The organism is Dokdonia sp. PRO95, assembly GCF_000355805.1.
Taxonomy (GTDB): Bacteria; Bacteroidota; Bacteroidia; order Flavobacteriales; family Flavobacteriaceae; genus Dokdonia.
Genome location: NZ_CM001837.1, coordinates 1,573,350 through 1,591,152, shown reverse-complemented (window position 1 = coordinate 1,591,152; position 17,803 = coordinate 1,573,350). Strand labels below are relative to the sequence as shown.

12 protein-coding genes and 1 pseudogene are annotated in these 17,803 nt (G+C 37.9%); 7 read left to right on the top strand and 6 right to left on the bottom strand.

Going from position 1 to position 17,803, the window contains the following annotated elements:
* Positions 1 to 137 precede the first annotated feature (137 nt).
* Both D017_RS07060 and D017_RS07055 read left to right on the top strand, forming a co-directional pair.
* Complete coding sequence (locus tag D017_RS07060) at positions 138 to 1,424, top strand: putative DNA modification/repair radical SAM protein (RefSeq protein ID WP_035335589.1); 1,287 nt, start codon at positions 138 to 140, stop codon at positions 1,422 to 1,424.
* Position 1,425: 1 nt separating this feature from the next.
* On the top strand, positions 1,426 to 2,196 hold the full coding sequence (locus D017_RS07055; protein ID WP_081804654.1) for a TIGR03915 family putative DNA repair protein: 771 nt from the start codon (positions 1,426 to 1,428) through the stop codon (positions 2,194 to 2,196).
* A gap of 61 nt (positions 2,197 to 2,257) precedes the next feature.
* Here the strand turns inward: D017_RS07055 and D017_RS07050 are convergent, their stop codons facing one another.
* Complete coding sequence (locus D017_RS07050) at positions 2,258 to 2,707, bottom strand: nucleoside deaminase (protein ID WP_035335588.1); 450 nt, start codon at positions 2,705 to 2,707, stop codon at positions 2,258 to 2,260.
* Between the two features lie 53 nt (positions 2,708 to 2,760).
* Between D017_RS07050 and D017_RS07045 the strand changes: the two genes are divergently transcribed.
* On the top strand, positions 2,761 to 4,524 hold the full coding sequence (locus tag D017_RS07045) for a 1-deoxy-D-xylulose-5-phosphate synthase (protein WP_035335587.1): 1,764 nt from the start codon (positions 2,761 to 2,763) through the stop codon (positions 4,522 to 4,524).
* Positions 4,525 to 4,576: 52 nt separating this feature from the next.
* On the opposite strand, the pseudogene dgt reads toward D017_RS07045, so the two are convergent.
* Positions 4,577 to 5,909: pseudogene (gene dgt, locus D017_RS07040) on the bottom strand (dGTP triphosphohydrolase).
* Positions 5,910 to 6,137: 228 nt separating this feature from the next.
* Between dgt and D017_RS07035 the strand changes: the two are divergent.
* Both D017_RS07035 and D017_RS07030 read left to right on the top strand, forming a co-directional pair.
* A complete protein-coding gene (locus D017_RS07035; protein WP_035335586.1) occupies positions 6,138 to 7,400 on the top strand; it encodes a hypothetical protein in 1,263 nt (420 codons plus the stop codon).
* Between the two features lie 85 nt (positions 7,401 to 7,485).
* A complete protein-coding gene (locus tag D017_RS07030) occupies positions 7,486 to 10,308 on the top strand; it encodes a TonB-dependent receptor (protein ID WP_035335585.1) in 2,823 nt (940 codons plus the stop codon).
* A 90-nt stretch (positions 10,309 to 10,398) separates the two neighbouring features.
* Here D017_RS07030 and D017_RS07025 read toward each other — a convergent pair whose 3' ends face one another.
* Entirely contained in the window at positions 10,399 to 10,764 is a 366-nt protein-coding gene (locus D017_RS07025; protein WP_035335584.1) for a hypothetical protein, read from the bottom strand.
* 322 nt (positions 10,765 to 11,086) lie between these two features.
* Between D017_RS07025 and D017_RS07020 the strand changes: the two genes are divergently transcribed.
* Positions 11,087 to 13,327: an inorganic phosphate transporter gene (locus D017_RS07020; RefSeq protein WP_035335582.1), complete on the top strand. Its 2,241-nt coding sequence runs from the start codon at positions 11,087 to 11,089 to the stop codon at positions 13,325 to 13,327.
* 285 nt (positions 13,328 to 13,612) lie between these two features.
* Positions 13,613 to 13,765, top strand: coding sequence for a hypothetical protein (locus D017_RS15425; RefSeq protein WP_192816527.1), 153 nt, complete (start codon positions 13,613 to 13,615; stop codon positions 13,763 to 13,765).
* A gap of 265 nt (positions 13,766 to 14,030) precedes the next feature.
* On the opposite strand, the gene D017_RS07015 is transcribed toward D017_RS15425, so the two are convergent.
* The 3 genes from D017_RS07015 to D017_RS07005 are packed head-to-tail and all read right to left on the bottom strand — an operon-like array spanning position 14,031 to position 17,477.
* Positions 14,031 to 14,777, bottom strand: coding sequence for a succinate dehydrogenase/fumarate reductase iron-sulfur subunit (locus D017_RS07015; protein ID WP_035335580.1), 747 nt, complete (start codon positions 14,775 to 14,777; stop codon positions 14,031 to 14,033).
* 7 nt (positions 14,778 to 14,784) lie between these two features.
* Positions 14,785 to 16,797 (bottom strand): fumarate reductase/succinate dehydrogenase flavoprotein subunit, encoded by a 2,013-nt coding sequence (locus D017_RS07010; protein WP_035335578.1) that lies wholly within the window; start codon positions 16,795 to 16,797, stop codon positions 14,785 to 14,787.
* 11 nt (positions 16,798 to 16,808) lie between these two features.
* Entirely contained in the window at positions 16,809 to 17,477 is a 669-nt protein-coding gene (locus D017_RS07005) for a succinate dehydrogenase cytochrome b subunit (RefSeq protein WP_035335576.1), read from the bottom strand.
* Positions 17,478 to 17,803: the final 326 nt, after the last annotated feature.

Here is a 17,803-nt window from a genome sequence, read left to right as displayed (position 1 = left end):
GTACTAAATAGTAGTCGGCTTCATGAGGTTACGCTTTCGCGAAAGCGTACTTATTTCTTTCAATACCATTCACAAAATTTGAGATACAATCCATATATTAGGAATTATTCCATAATTTTGTTTTAAATCCTATTGCTATGAATTTTGAACGTATTAAAGAAAAGCTCAACATCCTCGCAGATGCTGCAAAATATGATGTGTCTTGCTCTTCTAGCGGCAGTAAGCGTACAAATAAAAATAAAGGCCTAGGAGATTCTAGTGGGATGGGAATTTGCCATACCTATACAGAAGATGGACGATGTGTATCGTTATTGAAAATCTTACTTACTAATCATTGTATTTTTGACTGTGCATATTGCGTCACTCGTAAAAGTAATGATGTAAAACGTGCCGCTTTCAAAGTGCAAGAGGTAGTGGATCTCACCATCAACTTTTACCGTAGAAATTATATTGAAGGCCTATTTTTAAGTAGTGGTATTTTTAAAAATGCCGACTATACGATGGAGCGTCTCGTTCTTGTTGCTAAGAAACTACGTCTTGAGGAAAATTTTAATGGTTACATCCATCTCAAATCTATACCTGGAGCAAGCGACGAGTTAATGAGAGAAGCAGGACTTTATGCCGATAGACTTTCTGTGAATATTGAAATTCCCACCGAGCAAGGTCTCAAATTACTTGCTCCAGATAAAAAGCGCGAAGACTTTATCAAGCCTATGCGTAAAGTGAAAAATGAGATCATTCAATACAAAAGCGAGAAGAAGATTATAAAAAGTACTCCTATATATGCACCCGCTGGACAAAGCACCCAAATGATTATAGGTGCTACGGGCGAGACAGATGCACAGATCATGTACACAAGCGCATACTTTTATAAAGAATTCCAGATGAAAAGGGTGTACTACTCTGGATACATCCCTATAAGTCATGACGAGCGATTACCTTCTATAGGTACAGATGTGCCTATGTTACGAGAAAATAGATTGTATCAAACTGACTGGCTATTGCGTTTTTATGGATTTAGCATACAAGAGTTGCTTAACAAAGAGCATCCTAATCTTGAAACAGATATCGACCCAAAATTAAGTTGGGCACTACGCAACTTACAGCACTTCCCTGTAGATGTAAATCATGCAGACCGCAGATTGCTCGCTCGCATTCCTGGTGTAGGAATGCGCTCTGTAGATAAAATTATCAATGCTCGTAGATATAGAAAACTAGGTTGGGAACATCTCAAAGCCATAGGTATCTCTATGAATCGCGCTCAGTATTTTCTCGTTTGCGCTTCTTCACAATTTGAAACAAAAGACCGCACCGCTGCACAACTTAAAAGTTTAATCATGGGAAACTCTGCTAGCAAATGGAGAGGTGCTTATAGCAGCCAGCTTAACCTTTTTGAATCTAATGCAAATGTAACTGTGTCGTAAGATGGGAATGATAGATCAATACATCTATGATGGAACTTTCGAAGGTTTTCTCACTGCAGTATTTGAAGTTTATGACCGCAAACCTATACGAGTGAAAATTGTAAGCGAGCGACTAGTCACCGTAAATTTCTTTGATGAAGAGCACACTATTTACACAGATCAAATAAAATCTGATCGCGTATGGAAAGGTATTGAAGATAAAATAGGAAAGAAGGCTGGAAATCTCATTTACAAAGCATTTTTAAGTGAGCAATCAGATAGAGAGCAGGTACTTTTACGTATCATTAAAAAAGGATTTAAAGGTGAAAATGTCACTGATAATTTTGCCGATATCGACGTTTTGAGACTTACCAACTTGGTTAAAATTGTAGGTCGCGAGAAACATAGAATGGACGCTTTTATAAGGTTTAGACTCACTAAAGACAACGTTTATTTTGCAGAGGTCGAACCAGATTTTGACACACTACCACTCAATGCCATGCACTTTAAAAATAGATATGCAGATCAAAAATGGCTCATCTATGATCGCTGTAGAAATTATGGTATTTTCTATGATTTAAAGACCGTAAACTACGTACAACTTGAAATTTCAAATGATATTAATAGTAGTCTTGCTGCGCCATTTTACTTCACCCATGATGAAATGCATTATCAAGACTTATGGAAAAACTATTTTAAAAGCACCAATATTCCGTCTCGTAAAAACATGAGATTACACTTACAACATGTGCCTAAGAGATACTGGAAGTATTTAAGTGAGAAGCAGCCTTAAAAGTGGAAGGTTACGCTTTCGCGAAAGCGTAACTATAACAAGTAAATAATAAACTAGCTCGTTAGTTAAGGTTGCGCTTATCTACAAAAAAGCGCTTCATAATACTTTCACACTCTTGTGCGAGCACTCCACTTTCTACCTTTGTCTTAGGATGCAAAGTTGTACCCATCACATCATAACCACGCCTCAAATCTTTTGCACCATAAACAATTCTACCTATCTGACTCCAGTAGAGAGCACCCGCGCACATCTGGCAAGGCTCTAATGTAACATACAATGTACATTGCTGAAGGTATTTACCACCTATAAAACTAGAGGCACTCGTGATTGCTTGCATCTCTGCATGCGCGGTAACATCTGTTAAGCGCTCTGTGAGGTTATGTGCTCTAGCAATAATCATGTTATCAATTACTACTACGGCACCTACAGGGATTTCACCTTGATCAAAAGCAGTTTGCGCTTCTTGCAAAGCCTTCTTCATAAAGTAAGCATCATCATAAGGTTCTAGCATGTATCCTATTTTTAATGATATAAAAATACATATTCAAGATGTACCTTTGTAATATGCCAAAGCGTATTCTTGATACTATAAAAACACTAAGCGATTTGCGCCTATTGACGCAAGAGCAACTACCCCAACTTGCCAAAGAGCTTCGTCGTTTTATTATTGATATAATCGCGACTAAGGAAGGACATCTAGGCGCTAGTCTAGGAGTTGTAGAAATTACAATTGCCCTACACTATATATTCAATACCCCAGAAGACAATCTTATCTGGGATGTGGGTCACCAAGCATATGGTCATAAAATACTAACGGGAAGAAAAGATATTTTCCATACTAACAGGCAAAAGGGTGGCATAAGTGGTTTTCCTAATCGTATGGAGAGTGTGTATGACACCTTTGGCACAGGTCACAGTAGCACTTCTATCTCTGCAGCTTTAGGCATGGCGATGGCTGCAACATTAAAAGGTCAAAAAGATAGACATCACATCGCAGTTATAGGAGATGCCTCTATAGCGAGCGGAATGGCTTTTGAAGGACTCAATCATGCCGGAGTCACTAATGCAAATTTGCTCGTCATTCTTAACGACAATGCCATAGGAATTGACCCAAGTGTGGGAGCTCTTAAAAAGTATCTAACCAACGTAAAAAAAGGTACCGCTAGAGAAGACAATATTTTTGAAGCGCTTAATTTTAAATATTTTGGCCCAGTAGACGGTCATGATTTACCTAAACTACTAGAAACCTTAGAAACCCTCAAAAAAGTAGAAGGCCCAAAATTCTTACATGTAATTACCACAAAAGGAAAGGGACTAGCCCTCGCCGAAAAGGAACAAATCACCTATCACGCTCCTGGGAAGTTTGATGCAATCACAGGAATTAGAGCCAAAAAAGCCACTATTCCAGAACCTCCTAAGTACCAAGATGTTTTTGGCCACACCATTGTGGAGCTCGCAACACTTAATAAAAAAATTATAGGCATTACACCTGCCATGCCTACAGGCAGCTCTCTCAAATATATGATTGCCGCCTTTCCAGATAGAGCGTTTGACGTAGGTATCGCAGAGCAGCATGCCGTAACGCTTTCGGCAGGAATGGCTACGGAAGGAATGGTGGTGTATTGCAACATCTACTCTACCTTTTTACAGAGGGCATACGATCAAATAATTCACGATGTAGCGCTGCAAAATCTACCTGTGATTTTTTGTTTAGATCGCGCTGGCCTCGTGGGGCAAGACGGCGGAACTCATCAAGGCGTCTTTGATCTAGCATATCTCAATTGTATTCCTAATCTCATTATATATGCTCCAAGTGATGAGATCGCGCTTCGCAATATTTTATATACGGCACAACTTGGATTAGAACATCCTATTGCCATACGATATCCACGTGGTCGCGGTATTCATATAGACTGGCAGCTACCTTTTAAAAAGATAGAAATAGGCAAAGGCCACTGTGTTCAAAAAGGTAAAAAAGTTGCTATTATAAGCATAGGAAGCATTTTAAAGAATGTTTTAACAGCGGTAGAACGAACTAAAAATGAATGCGGTGTGTATGATATTGGCTTTTTAAAACCAATTGATACTGACCTATTAGACGTGGTTTTTAAAACCTACAAGCATATCATTACTATTGAAGATGGCTCAAAAACAGGCGGACTGGGGAGTGTTGTGGGTGATTACGCTTTCGCGAAAGCGTACAAAGGCAAACTCACCGTACTAGGAGTACCAGACGCATTTATAGAGCATGCAACCGTTGAAGAGCAGTATGAAGAGGCAGGAATATCTGTAGAAGCAATTACTAGCCTTCTTAAAAATCTTGCATAAAAAAATCGGCAGACGTAAGTGTCTGCCGATTTGATATACTCGATAATGAGTACTACCCATTTATATTCATCCCCTGCAATTGTTGAAATATCTTAACAGACTTACTATCTGTCATCACAGACACTTGATTACAAATCTCAGGTTAGTTCTAGATATAATGTATAGTCGCTATCTGACCTCGTATTAAATAATTTTAAAACCAACTTATCGTAATGCGTGGGTGTATTAGTTATAGCACTACAACGCGCAGAAAGTAAGGTATTAAGAATCTCGTAACCCGCAATTTCTTTGGATATAACCTCGTCGCTCTCATAAATATTTGAAATACTAATTTTAAGCACATCATTGATTTGTGCTTCGTATTTTGACTTATCTAGTAAAGCCTTATCAAATACCCCCTTAAGTATAGCTTCTTCATTTTTCATAAAGATAGAAACTGCCTCGTCTATAAGGGTCCCTATAGCAAGAGCTCTAAGGTAACCTACCCTCGCAGCCTTGTCTGTAAGTGTAGCATATTTAGATCGATTTATATGTGGAACTAATTTTATGAGGTATTCTAAAGCATATTCTTCAGGAATGAGGCCTAAATTAATGCCGTCTTCAAAGTCTATGATAGTATAGCAAATATCATCTGCTGCCTCTACTAAGAATGTAAGCGGGTGTCTGGCATAGCTCACATCCTTTCCTGATCTAGTCTGAATGAGACCTAGTTCTTCGGCTACATCTTGAAAAGAGGCTTTATCATCTTGAAAGAAACCATATTTCTTATCTGCGATATGCTTTGTAGGCTTGTGTGGAAGCGATTCTTTTGGGTACTTCATAAATGTACCTAAGGTTGCATATGAAAGTCTTAGCCCCCCATCTGCACCAGGGCGAGACTCGGTCAATATTTTAAACCCGTTTGCATTTCCTTCAAAAGTGCATAAATCTTGGTACTCCTTATCTGTAAGCTCTGCCTTAAATCGTTTACCTCCACCATTTTTAAAATAATCACCTATAGATTTTTCACCAGAGTGTCCAAAAGGTGGGTTGCCGATATCATGCGCTAGCGAAGCTGCGGCTACAATAGCTCCAAAATCATTCATCTTATAACCGTGTACTTCAGAAAGATGAGGGTATTTTTCTAGAATACGCTTTCCTACTTGCCTACCTAATGATCTTCCCACAACAGCAACTTCTAGACTATGCGTGAGCCGTGTATGAACAAAATCTGTTTTAGACAAAGGGATTACTTGTGTCTTGTCTTGTAGACTTCTAAAAGCCGAAGAGAAAATAATACGATCATAATCTACTTCAAAGCCTAAACGGGTTTCATCTTGTTCTGCCCTTAATCTCTTATTTGTATCTCCCTGCCTCTTAAGTGAAAGCAGTCGTTCCCATTGCATCATAGCGATAATTGTTTATGAGAAGCAAGATAGGGGGAATTACGCTTTCGCGAAAGCGTAATATTCATCTCCACGCAAATGTTAAGCAGAACAAACCTTCTTAACATTTAACTAACACAAAGATTACTCGATGATAAAACAAGCGTAACATACACATAACTCATCAACTAGATAATGTGATGATATTTGCAGCGAACAAAACAAGATTTAAAACTAACTCGATTAACAATGAAAAAATTCTTTTTAAGCGTAGCATTCGCAAGTGCATTATTAGTAAGCTGTGGAGATGATGACCAACCAATAGTTATCACAGAACAGCCAACTGAAACTCCAACGGATACACCAGGCGATACTGTAGATGCTACACTTTCTGGTGAGATTAATGAAGATCTTACGCTTACAGCAGACACTATCTGGGAGCTAGATGGTCGTGTAACGGTTACTGCTGGTAACACACTTACTATTGAGCCTGGTACAATTATCAAAGCTTTTGCTGGACAAGAGGCAAATGCATCTGTTCTTGTAATTGCAAGAGGAGGAAAAATAGAGGCAAACGGTACTGCAGACGCGCCTATCATTATGACATCTACTGCAGATGGTATCGAACTAGGACAAACTGTAGGAACTCTTAACGAAAACAGTCGTGGTTTATGGGGAGGTCTTATTGTACTTGGTAATGCACCTATCTCTGAGGACGGTGATATAGAAGCTACACAAATTGAAGGTATTCCTGCAAATGACACTAACGGTCTTTACGGAGGTACAGATGCAGCAGATGATTCTGGAACTATATCTTATGTTTCTATCCGTCACGGAGGAACTCTAATAGGAGAAGGAAACGAAATTAACGGTCTTACTTTAGGTGGTGTAGGTACAGGTACAACTATAGATCACGTAGAAGTAGTAGGTAACGTAGACGACGGAGTAGAATTCTTTGGAGGAACAGTAAACGCTTCTAACCTATTAGTATGGGCTCAAGGAGATGATGGTCTTGATATCGACCAGGCTTACTCTGGAACTATCACAAACTCTGTAGTAGTAGCTGGAGACATTTCTGACCACGCTCTTGAAATAGACGGACCAGAAGGATCTTTAAATGGTGCTTTTATAATAGATGGACTTACTATCATAGGTAACGCTAATACATCAAACGGTGAATATGCAGATTATCGTGACGGTGCTCAAGGAGCAACAAACAATGTATATGCTACAGGTTTCCAAGATGGTAAAGATGTAGAGCTTGACAACAACGGAGTTGCTCAAAACTATATAGATGGATTAGTAACTTTTTCAAACTGGACAATAAACGGACCAGCTGACGCTAACAGCATCTTTGTAGAAAAAACTGGAGACGGTGAATCTTCAATAATTACTCCTTCATTTACAGACCAAGCTGCAGAGTGGGCAACAACAGGAACATCTGGTGGTGCAGACCTTACAGTATTTGGATGGACATTTGCAGCAGCAAGTACATCTGGTGTAATTGACTAAATAATATAATACCACAATACACCAAAATTATCAATTGAGTTTTGCCCGCTATCTATAGCGGGCAAACTTATGAATTATAACACCTATGAAGACTTTACTTTATTCATTCATTCTTTTAGTAACTGCCATAAGTTTACAGGCTCAAACAGGTACCATTGCTGGTACTGTAAATGACGGTCAACTTAATGACATTTTACCTTTTGCAAATGTCCTCGTTCAAGGAACTACTAAAGGTACCACATCAGACTTTGATGGTAAATACACCTTGGATATCGAGCCAGGGACGTATGTAATCGAATTCTCGTTTGTGGGATATACAACACAACAAATTTCTGAAGTTGTAGTAAAAGAAGGAAAAACAACCCTACTAGATGTAACTCTTTCTGGAGCATCGCTAGACGAGGTTATCATCACATCAACTAGTCGTCAAAACACAGAGCAATCAGTTTTAAATCTTCAAAAAAAATCGGTTCAATTGCTCGACGGATTGTCATTAGAAAGTATTAAAAAGAGTGGTGCTAGCAATGTAGCTGCTGCAGTAAAAAACATTCCAGGAGTATCTGTCCAAGGTGGAAAATATGTTTATGTGAGAGGTCTAGGTGATAGATATACTAAATCAATATTAAATGGTGTTGATGTGCCTGGTTTAGATCCAGATCGCAACACTTTACAATTAGATATCTTTCCATCATCTTTACTAGAGAACATCATCGTTGTAAAATCTTCTACCGCAGATCAACCTGCAGATTTTACAGGTGGAGTTGTAGATATCGTAACCAAAGGTATTCCTAATGGAAAACAGTCTAGCGCATCTATTGGATTAGGCTATAATCCAAATTTCCACTTTAATAACAACTATATTACAAATGAGTCTAGCGGTACTGACTTTTTAGGTTTTGATGATGGATTACGCAGTAATCCTTATAATGAAAATCAAGAGTTCAATTTCCCTCTTACAACACCAAATACCGCTGAGTTTCTAGCGGGAAGATTAAATCCGACACTAGCTGCAGCACGCGAAAATAGTGGAGCAGATATGAATCTTTCATTTACAACGAGTAATTCTTATGATGTAGGGGATAACAAACTAGGTTTTCTAGCTTCTGTTTCTTACAAAAATGAAACTACTTATTATGATGATTACATCGATGGTCAACAGTTTAGAAAGGATATTGTAGATCGTACTAATTTTGAATTAACTGCAGATAGAAGGCAGCAAGGTGAAAGAGGTGAAAACAATGTACTTGTAAGTGCCTTAGGAGGACTATCTTATAAGACTGACCGCTCTAAATATCGCTTTAATGTACTACATATTCAAAATGGAGAATCTGGAGCATCACTCATAACCCAGACTAACGACATAAGTAATAGTAATACAATTAAAAAGGACGTTCTTATTTATACAGAGCGTGGTCTTACTAACCTTTTCTTAGGTGGTAAACACACTAATGAGGATGCAAGCTGGACAACAGAATGGAAAGTATCTCCTACTTTCTCAAGAGTAGATGACAAAGACTTTAGAACTACACCTTTTAAAGTTGGTGAGGAAGATGGAGTTTTTACTATTGAACCTTCTGAATCTGGTGATGCTACAAGATTTTTTAGAGAACTAGATGAAATAAATGTTGCAAGTAAACTCGATTTAACTCGTAAGCATATGCTTTTTGAAAAAGATGCGAAACTCAAATTTGGAGGAGCATTTACATATAAGCAACGTGATTTTGGGACTACTCGATTCTCTACACCATTTCTTGACTTTAACTCGGCGCTGCTTAATGGAGATCCTAATGCAATTTTCGGGCAATATGCTTTTGACGCTGAGTCAGAAAGTGGTTTCTATGTACGTCAAGATTCTAATGAAAATGATCAATACGAATCTAATATAAACTTAGGTGCACTTTATGCTTCTGAAGAGTTTAGACCTGCTTCTTGGTTTACAGCAATACTCGGCTTACGTTTTGAAAAGTTTGAACTTAGATATACTGGCCAAGACCAACTAGGTAATGTGTTTGATAATGAAAAAGTACTAGATAAGTCTGACTTCTTCCCTTCGGCAAACTTGATTTTTGATCTTAACGAAGCTGGAGATAATAAGCTTAGAGCATCGTACTCACGCACTACTGCTAGACCTTCATTTAAAGAGAAGTCACTTGCGCAAATTTTTGACCCTATTGAAAATATTCTATTTATAGGAAATATAGACTTACAGCCTACTTACATAAACAACTTAGATTTACGTTATGAAATTTACGGTAACTCTGAGAAGAAATTTGGAGCAGGTGATTTTCTAGCAGTTAGTGGTTTTTACAAGGGCTTCAAAGATCCTATTGAACTTGCTTTCTTCGCAAGTGCTACGAGCCAGATTACACCTCTTAACCTTGGTGATGCTACTGTAGTAGGAGCAGAGATTGAACTACGAAAGAATTTAGGATTCTTAGGGCTTAATGATTTTTCTTTTAATGTAAACTACTCCCTTATCGATTCTGATGAAGAGTATAGTGAAGATGAACGCCTTTTGAGAGAGAAATCATTAAGAGACGGGCAGACATTAGATTCTGGTCGTGTTTTACAAGGTCAATCTCCGTACCTACTAAACGCAGGTATAGCTTTTGAATCTGAAAACACTGGATGGAAATCAGGAATATTCTACAATGTACAAGGAGAAACTCTTGAAGTAGTAGGTGCTGGTGAGATTGCAGACGTATACACACTTCCTTTCCATGATTTGAAATTTAATATTTCGAAGTCATTTGGAGAGGATCAAAACCAAACAATCACATTCAAAGCAGGAAACCTACTTAATGATGACCGTGAAAGTGTTTTCCAATCTTTTGGAGCACAAGATCAGCTATACTCTAAGTGGAGCCCTGGACAAGATTTTAGCTTAAGCTATAGCTTTAAGTTCTAATCACCCATTATTTAAATTAGCCACAAAAAAAGGTCTCCATGATGGAGACCTTTTTTTATTTAAAACTTTTACGCTTTCGCGAAAGCGCTACTATCTATTACTCGCTACTTTGGAATCTTGATTTTTCCAAGTATTAACAGAAGCTACTCGTGAATCTTGGTAATCTACCTCTGTAAGTTTATCATTAGACCAAAAGAACCAAGTACCTACTTTAGTCCCATTGTCATATTGGGCCTTAGCAGTTTTTTCTCCATTGCGATTGTAACTAATCCATTGTCCAGTTACCTGACCATCTTTAGTGTAAAAGCCTGTCTGACTAACTTCTCCATTATCAAAATACAAAGTCGCCTTCACTAAGTCTCCTACTTCTACATATGTAGGTTTGTTATTTACTTCTTGAGCTTGCATTGAAACAACCATTAAAAATGCAACTGCCATCATCATTATCTTTCTCATAATTTGGGATTTTAATTTTTCTATGATATAAATGTAACACAAAATTTACATAAAACAAACTTTTACATAACATTTTGTTTACATTAAATTTACATTGAGGTGTTAATGTGTTGGTTTCTATGTCTTTAAGCGAACATTGGAGGTTGATTTAATTTAAACCTCTTTATATCACATAAGCGGCTAGTGTACTATTAATACTATAAATTTGCATTATAGTTCAACGTAAAAAGTTCTTATCTTTCGCTCGATATAACCTTTACATAACGCTTAAATCTTTTTAAATTGAGATTTTTGCCACCTTGGCTTTTTCAGCTTATATTTTATGGAAAATATTTACATTTTTATGATTGCCGCATTAGCAATACTTGCAATTGCAGATTTGGTAGTCGGAGTGAGTAATGACGCAGTAAACTTTCTCAATTCTGCAATAGGATCTAAGGCAGTTACTTTTAGAACAGTGATGATTGTTGCTAGTGTAGGTATTGCCTTTGGGGCTTTATCATCAAGTGGTATGATGGAGGTTGCTCGTAAGGGTATTTTTGACCCTAGTCAGTTTTACTTCAATGAAATAATGATCATATTTATGGCAGTAATGATTACAGATATCATACTGCTAGATATTTTTAATAGTCTAGGTATGCCTACCTCTACTACCGTATCTATTGTATTTGAGCTTTTAGGCGCGGCCGTGGTGATGTCTATTATAAAGATTTCTAACAATAGTGACTCACTCTTACAACTGGGCGAGTATATTAATACCGATAAGGCTACAGAGATTATTTTAGGTATTTTACTCTCCGTCTTTATTGCATTTTCTGTAGGAGCTATTATACAGCTCATTACTAGAGTACTCCTTACTTTTGATTTTCAGAAAAAGGCATCTTGGGTTGCAGCTGTTTTTGGTGGTATTGCCGTGTCTGCAATTTCTTATTTTATCATCATAAAAGGGCTTAAAGGTGCAGATATACTTCCTCCTGCTTTTAGTAACTGGGCAAATGAAAATCTTTTACAGTTTTTAGGAGCTAACTTTATTGTGTGGACCATACTATCTTGGGTATCGCACGCAGTCTTAAAACAAAATATCTATAAACTTGTTATCATACTAGGAACCTTTGCACTTGCCATGGCATTTGCTGGTAATGACCTAGTAAACTTCATAGGTGTACCTATGGCAGCATATAACTCTTTTGGAGCGTGGTCTGGCTCGGGTATTTTACCAGAGGCGTTTAGTATGGAGCAACTGGCCGAAAAAGTGCCTACACAACCTATACTCCTTCTCGTTGCAGGACTTATAATGGTGTTAACACTCTGGTTTAGTAAAAAGGCTAGACGCGTAGTAAAGACTTCTGTAGATTTATCACGCCAAGACGAGGTAAAGGAACGTTTTAAACCTAACTGGGTTTCTCAAAATCTAGTACGCCTAGTTATCATAGCAAATACTGGGGTTAATAAAATATTACCTGCTCCAATTAGAAATAGAATAAACAAAAGCTTTACCCCTGTCTTAATGACAAGCACAAAAGCAATAGACGCTCCAGCTTTTGATATGGTGCGTGCTGCAGTAAACCTAGTTGTTGCGAGTGTACTTATCTCAATAGCTACGGGTCTTAAATTACCATTATCTACTACCTACGTTACGTTTATGGTTGCTATGGGAACATCTCTTGCAGATCGTGCGTGGGGAGCAGAGAGCGCTGTATATCGTGTTGCGGGAGTACTTAATGTAATAGGAGGATGGTTCTTAACAGCATTTAGCGCCTTTACAGCTGCAGGTATCTTTGCATACCTAATGTACCTAGGCGGCAACCTAGCAGTAATAGGTCTTTTTATACTCGCCATAGCTATGCTAGTGCGCAACTATATAGCTACAAAAAAGAGCAATAAAAAAGCACAAATAGAAGAAGACTTACGTAAGGCAGAAAGCCAGACAATCTCTGGAATTATAGAAGAAAGTGCGGACAATATTGCAATAACTATCATACGTACCAATAAGATCTACACAGGTACTCTTAAAGGTCTTGCAAAAAATAAAGTGGGCAGCCTTAAGAAAAGTAGAGGTACCGTAGAGAAGCTCAATGATGAGATAGATGAACTACGTAACAATATCTTTTACTTTATAAAGAATCTTGAAGAAACCTCTGTACGTGGCTCTAATTTCTACATTGAGATACTAGGATACCTAGAAGATATCACACAGTCCTTAGAGTACATTGCCAAAGCTAGTTATAAGCACGTAAACAACAATCACAAGCCATTACGTTTTACTCAAATTAAAGACCTACAAGAGATAGACAACAAGCTAAGTGAGTTCTTACAAGAAACAGCCACTGCATTTAATGATCGTAACTATATGCGCATCGAGGCACTTCTAGGCAAGAAGGATGAGCTTTATGGCCAGGTTACAGACAAGATCCAAAAACAAGTAGAACGCACCCGTTCTGAGGAGTCTTCTCCTAAGAATACCACGCTATACTTTGGCCTCCTTTTAGAGACTAAAGATCTTATAGAAGAGATTATGAACTTACTTGAACTCTATAATACCGAGCATAAAAGATCAAAGTAAAGAGTATCAATTATACTTACTAAAATGCCAGAAACATTATTTGCTTCTGGCATTTTTATTTCTGATTTAAATACGCTTTCGCGAAAGCGTAATCACATCCCACAAAAGGCGTATCGATTGATATAAAGCTCGGTTAGTATCAAAGCAAGGTAAAGTAATCAAACAACCACGTAAAACACCCTAAAGCGTTAAAGCTTACTAAAAACGTCTGTTAATCTTACTTAAGACAAAATGAAATAGCAACAGTAATTCTTAATATTATAATCTAACCAAAAAATTAATATTATGGCAGATATAGTAAAAGACGAAAAAAATCCAACTGAAGAGTATTTACTTCAAGATAATAAGAAGACGCGTTTTGGCGCAACCTTTATAATTATAACATTAGTTATTTTAATAGTCGCAGTAGTAGCTACCTACTTTGCATTAGGTTTATAATCTATCCTTAAATAGATATTAAGGTATAAATGCGATTGCAATAAGGATACACACGATAATAATGATTGTAATTTTCATAATTATGATTTTGAGGATTTACACGTAGCAAATATGCACTTCATTTATTTAAATACCGTAGGGTATTTACCCCTAATCGCATAACAATCAATCCTTTTTACCAAAATTCAAAACATAAAAAGCCCGAATTCCATGTGGAATTCGGGCTTTTTAATGTCTATAACTTTTTCGCGAAAGCGAATATAAATTATCCTTTTAGTGAAGCAGAAAGGTACTCACGGTTCATACGTGCTATGTTTTCTAGAGATATCCCTTTAGGACACTCAACCTCACAAGCACCAGTATTTGTACAGTTACCAAAACCTTCTTCGTCCATTTGCTTTACCATGTTAAGAACACGAGTAGTTGCCTCTACTTCACCTTGTGGAAGTAATGCAAACTGACTCACCTTTGCTCCTACAAATAGCATTGCACTAGAGTTCTTACAACTTGCAACACATGCTCCACAACCGATACATGTAGCCGCCGCAAACGCGTCGTCTGCATTTTCCTTTTCGATAGGAATCGAGTTTGCATCTTGTGTGTTACCAGACGTATTTACAGATATAAATCCTCCTGCGTGCTGTATACGGTCAAAAGATGAACGATCCACCATAAGATCTTTTATTACAGGGAATCCCGCTGCTCTAAAAGGCTCTATAGTAATAGTATCTCCGTCTTTAAATTTACGCATGTGTAACTGGCAAGTAGTAACAAGTCTATCTGGACCGTGCGCCTCACCATTAATAAACATAGAACATGAACCACAAATTCCCTCACGACAATCGTGATCAAATGTTACAGGCTCCTCTCCTTCGTTAATGAGCTTATTGTTAAGCACATCCATCATTTCTAAGAAAGACATATCACCGTCGATACCATCGATTGGGTACGTTACTATGCTTCCTTTAGCTGTGGCGTTTTTCTGGCGCCATACCTTTAGCGTTAGTTTCATTGTCTTCTTATTTATAGCTTCTTTGTTTTAACTCAATATTCTCAAACTTCAATTCTTCTTTATGAAGAACAGCATCCTTAGGTGCTCCTTTATATTCCCAAGCAGATACAAATGTGAAATTTTCATCATCACGTAATGCTTCTCCTTTTTGCGGACCATCAAGCTCCACAGACTCTTCTCTAAAGTGCCCACCAGCAGACTCGTTACGCGTTAATGCATCTTTTGCAAATAACTCACCTAGCTCTAAGAAATCTGCTACACGGAGTGCTTTTGCAAGTTCTTCATTAAACTCATTCTGCCCTCCTGGTACGCGTACTTCTTTATAAAAGTCATCACGTAGTGATGCGATTTCGTCAATAGCACTTTGTAGATCTGTGGCGTTACGTGACATACCACATTTGTTCCACATAATCTTACCTAACTTCTTGTGGAAGTAGTCTACAGATTTTGTTCCATTGTTATTTACTAAAGCATCTACTTGCTTACGCACGTTTTGCTCTGCCTCTTCAAACTCAGGAGAGTCTGTAGAGATAGGACCCGTACGGATATCGTTAGACAGGTAGTCACCTATAGTATATGGTAATACAAAGTATCCATCTGCAAGACCTTGCATAAGCGCCGAAGCTCCTAAACGGTTTGCACCGTGATCTGAGAAGTTTGCTTCTCCTATCGCATATAGACCTTCTACAGAAGTCTGTAAGTTATAATCAACCCATAATCCTCCCATTGTATAATGTACCGCTGGGTAAATCATCATAGGTGTTTTGTATGGATTTTGATCTACAATCTTCTCATACATCTGGAATAAGTTTCCGTATTTGTTACGTACTACTTCTGTTCCTAATGCTGTTACGACAGCTTTGTCATTTGCATCTTTATGCTGTACATATGCTTGTTCTTTACCGTAACGCTCGATTGCGCTTGCAAAGTCTAAGTATACTGCTTCTCCAGTTTTATTTACTCCAAAACCTGCATCACAACGTTCTTTTGCAGCTCTAGATGCTACATCACGTGGCACTAGGTTACCAAAGGCTGGGTAGCGACGCTCTAGATAATAATCTCTCTCGTCCTCAGCAAGCTCAGTAGGTTTCTTCTTCCCTTCGCGTATTGCGATGGCATCTTCTTTTTTCTTAGGCACCCATATACGACCATCATTACGTAGTGACTCAGACATAAGCGTTAACTTAGACTGGTGATCACCAGAAACTGGTATACATGTAGGGTGTATTTGAGTATAACAAGGGTTTGCAAAGTAAGCGCCACGTTTGTGTGCTTTCCATGCTGCCGTTACGTTAGAACCCATTGCGTTTGTAGAAAGGTAGAATACGTTTCCATAACCACCTGTTCCTAATACAACCGCGTGTGCAGAGTGACGCTCTATTTCTCCAGTAACAAGGTTACGAGTGATAATACCACGAGCTTTACCGTCTACCTTTACGACGTCTAGCATCTCGTGACGGTTATACATTTTTATTTTACCACGACCTATCTGACGGTTCATTGCAGAATATGCTCCTAGTAGTAATTGTTGTCCTGTTTGTCCTTTTGCATAAAAAGTACGACTTACAAGTACACCACCAAAAGAACGGTTATCTAACAATCCACCATAATCACGTGCAAAAGGAACTCCTTGAGCTACACACTGATCAATAATGTTTGTAGAAACCTCAGCAAGACGATAAACGTTTGCCTCACGTGAGCGGTAATCACCACCTTTTACCGTATCATAAAATAAACGGTAGGTAGAGTCACCATCTCCTTGATAGTTCTTTGCTGCGTTAATACCTCCCTGTGCTGCAATAGAGTGCGCACGACGTGGAGAATCTTGAAAGCAAAAAGCCTTTACGTTATAGCCTAGTTCTGCAAGCGTTGCTGCTGCAGATCCTCCGGCAAGACCTGTACCTACTACAATCACATCAATAAGACGCTTGTTTGCAGGGTTTACAAGGTTAATTTCATTTTTATAGTTAGTCCACTTATCAGCTAGTGGTCCTTGGGGTATTTTAGAATCTAATGCCATAGCTTTATTTTTTAGTGAGGAATTTGATTAAAGTGCAGGTATACTGCAATAATTATAAATCCTACAGGTATTGTAATTGCCCAAACTTTAGCAAACTTTGAAAGTCCAGCAGAATACTTATTATTAAATCCTACAGACTGGAATGTCGATGCAAATCCGTGCCATAAGTGAAGTGCTAGTAACACAAAAGAAATCACGTATAGTACTACACGTACAGGGCTTTCAAATTTGTGAACAGTCTCTGCATAATATCTTGTAGGATCTTCTGGATGCGTTTCTACATATTTATGTACCATTTCTGGAATCCAGAAATCATAAAAGTGAAGTCCTAAGAACGCAAGTACCACAAGTCCAGAAATGATCATGTTACGAGATGTCCAAGGTGCATTTGCACTTCCTTTGTACTGTGCATATCCTACAGGACGTGCTTTTCGGTTTTGTAATTCTAACACAAAACCCATCACGAAGTGAAAAACCACTCCGAAAATAAGTACAGGCTGCAATCCATATTGTACTAATGGGTTTGTACCCATAAAATGCGACCACGCATTAAATGTATCTGGCGCAATAACCGCTGTACTGTTAATTACAAAGTGCTGTGTTAAAAAGACAACTAGAAAAAGACCTGATAGCGCCATGGCTACCTTTCGGCCAATCGAAGATTTTAATAATCCGCTCATTTAATTTTTGGTTTGGAATAATCTATACAAAAATACGGCGCAAACGTTGTTTTGGCAACTATACAAGGAAAGCATTGTTATTATTTAGAATGATTATAAGAAAAAAACACAACTATGTTCAACACTAAAAGGTAGACATTGCAAAAACGGCATTTTACGTTCAACATTTTCAATATTATTGAAAACTTTTAAGATAGATTTATAAGTTATCACGCTTTCGCGAAAGCGTGATTTCATCCATAAGAACTTAGTGCTGTAACATTTACTATGACATTTTAAACTTATGAACAGGCCTCACGTAAGTAAGAATCCCATCATCTCTTCGA

Coding starts and splice junctions, on each gene's coding strand:
- D017_RS07045 (WP_035335587.1), top strand. CDS start 2,761: ATGCCAAAGCGTATTCTTGATACTATAAAAACACTAAGCGATTTGCGC.
- D017_RS07060 (WP_035335589.1), top strand. CDS start 138: ATGAATTTTGAACGTATTAAAGAAAAGCTCAACATCCTCGCAGATGCT.
- D017_RS07030 (WP_035335585.1), top strand. CDS start 7,486: ATGAAGACTTTACTTTATTCATTCATTCTTTTAGTAACTGCCATAAGT.
- D017_RS07015 (WP_035335580.1), bottom strand. CDS start 14,777: ATGAAACTAACGCTAAAGGTATGGCGCCAGAAAAACGCCACAGCTAAA.
- D017_RS07005 (WP_035335576.1), bottom strand. CDS start 17,477: ATGAGCGGATTATTAAAATCTTCGATTGGCCGAAAGGTAGCCATGGCG.
- D017_RS07010 (WP_035335578.1), bottom strand. CDS start 16,797: ATGGCATTAGATTCTAAAATACCCCAAGGACCACTAGCTGATAAGTGG.
- D017_RS07050 (WP_035335588.1), bottom strand. CDS start 2,707: ATGCTAGAACCTTATGATGATGCTTACTTTATGAAGAAGGCTTTGCAA.
- D017_RS07025 (WP_035335584.1), bottom strand. CDS start 10,764: ATGAGAAAGATAATGATGATGGCAGTTGCATTTTTAATGGTTGTTTCA.
- D017_RS07055 (WP_081804654.1), top strand. CDS start 1,426: ATGGGAATGATAGATCAATACATCTATGATGGAACTTTCGAAGGTTTT.
- D017_RS07020 (WP_035335582.1), top strand. CDS start 11,087: ATGGAAAATATTTACATTTTTATGATTGCCGCATTAGCAATACTTGCA.
- D017_RS07035 (WP_035335586.1), top strand. CDS start 6,138: ATGAAAAAATTCTTTTTAAGCGTAGCATTCGCAAGTGCATTATTAGTA.
- D017_RS15425 (WP_192816527.1), top strand. CDS start 13,613: ATGGCAGATATAGTAAAAGACGAAAAAAATCCAACTGAAGAGTATTTA.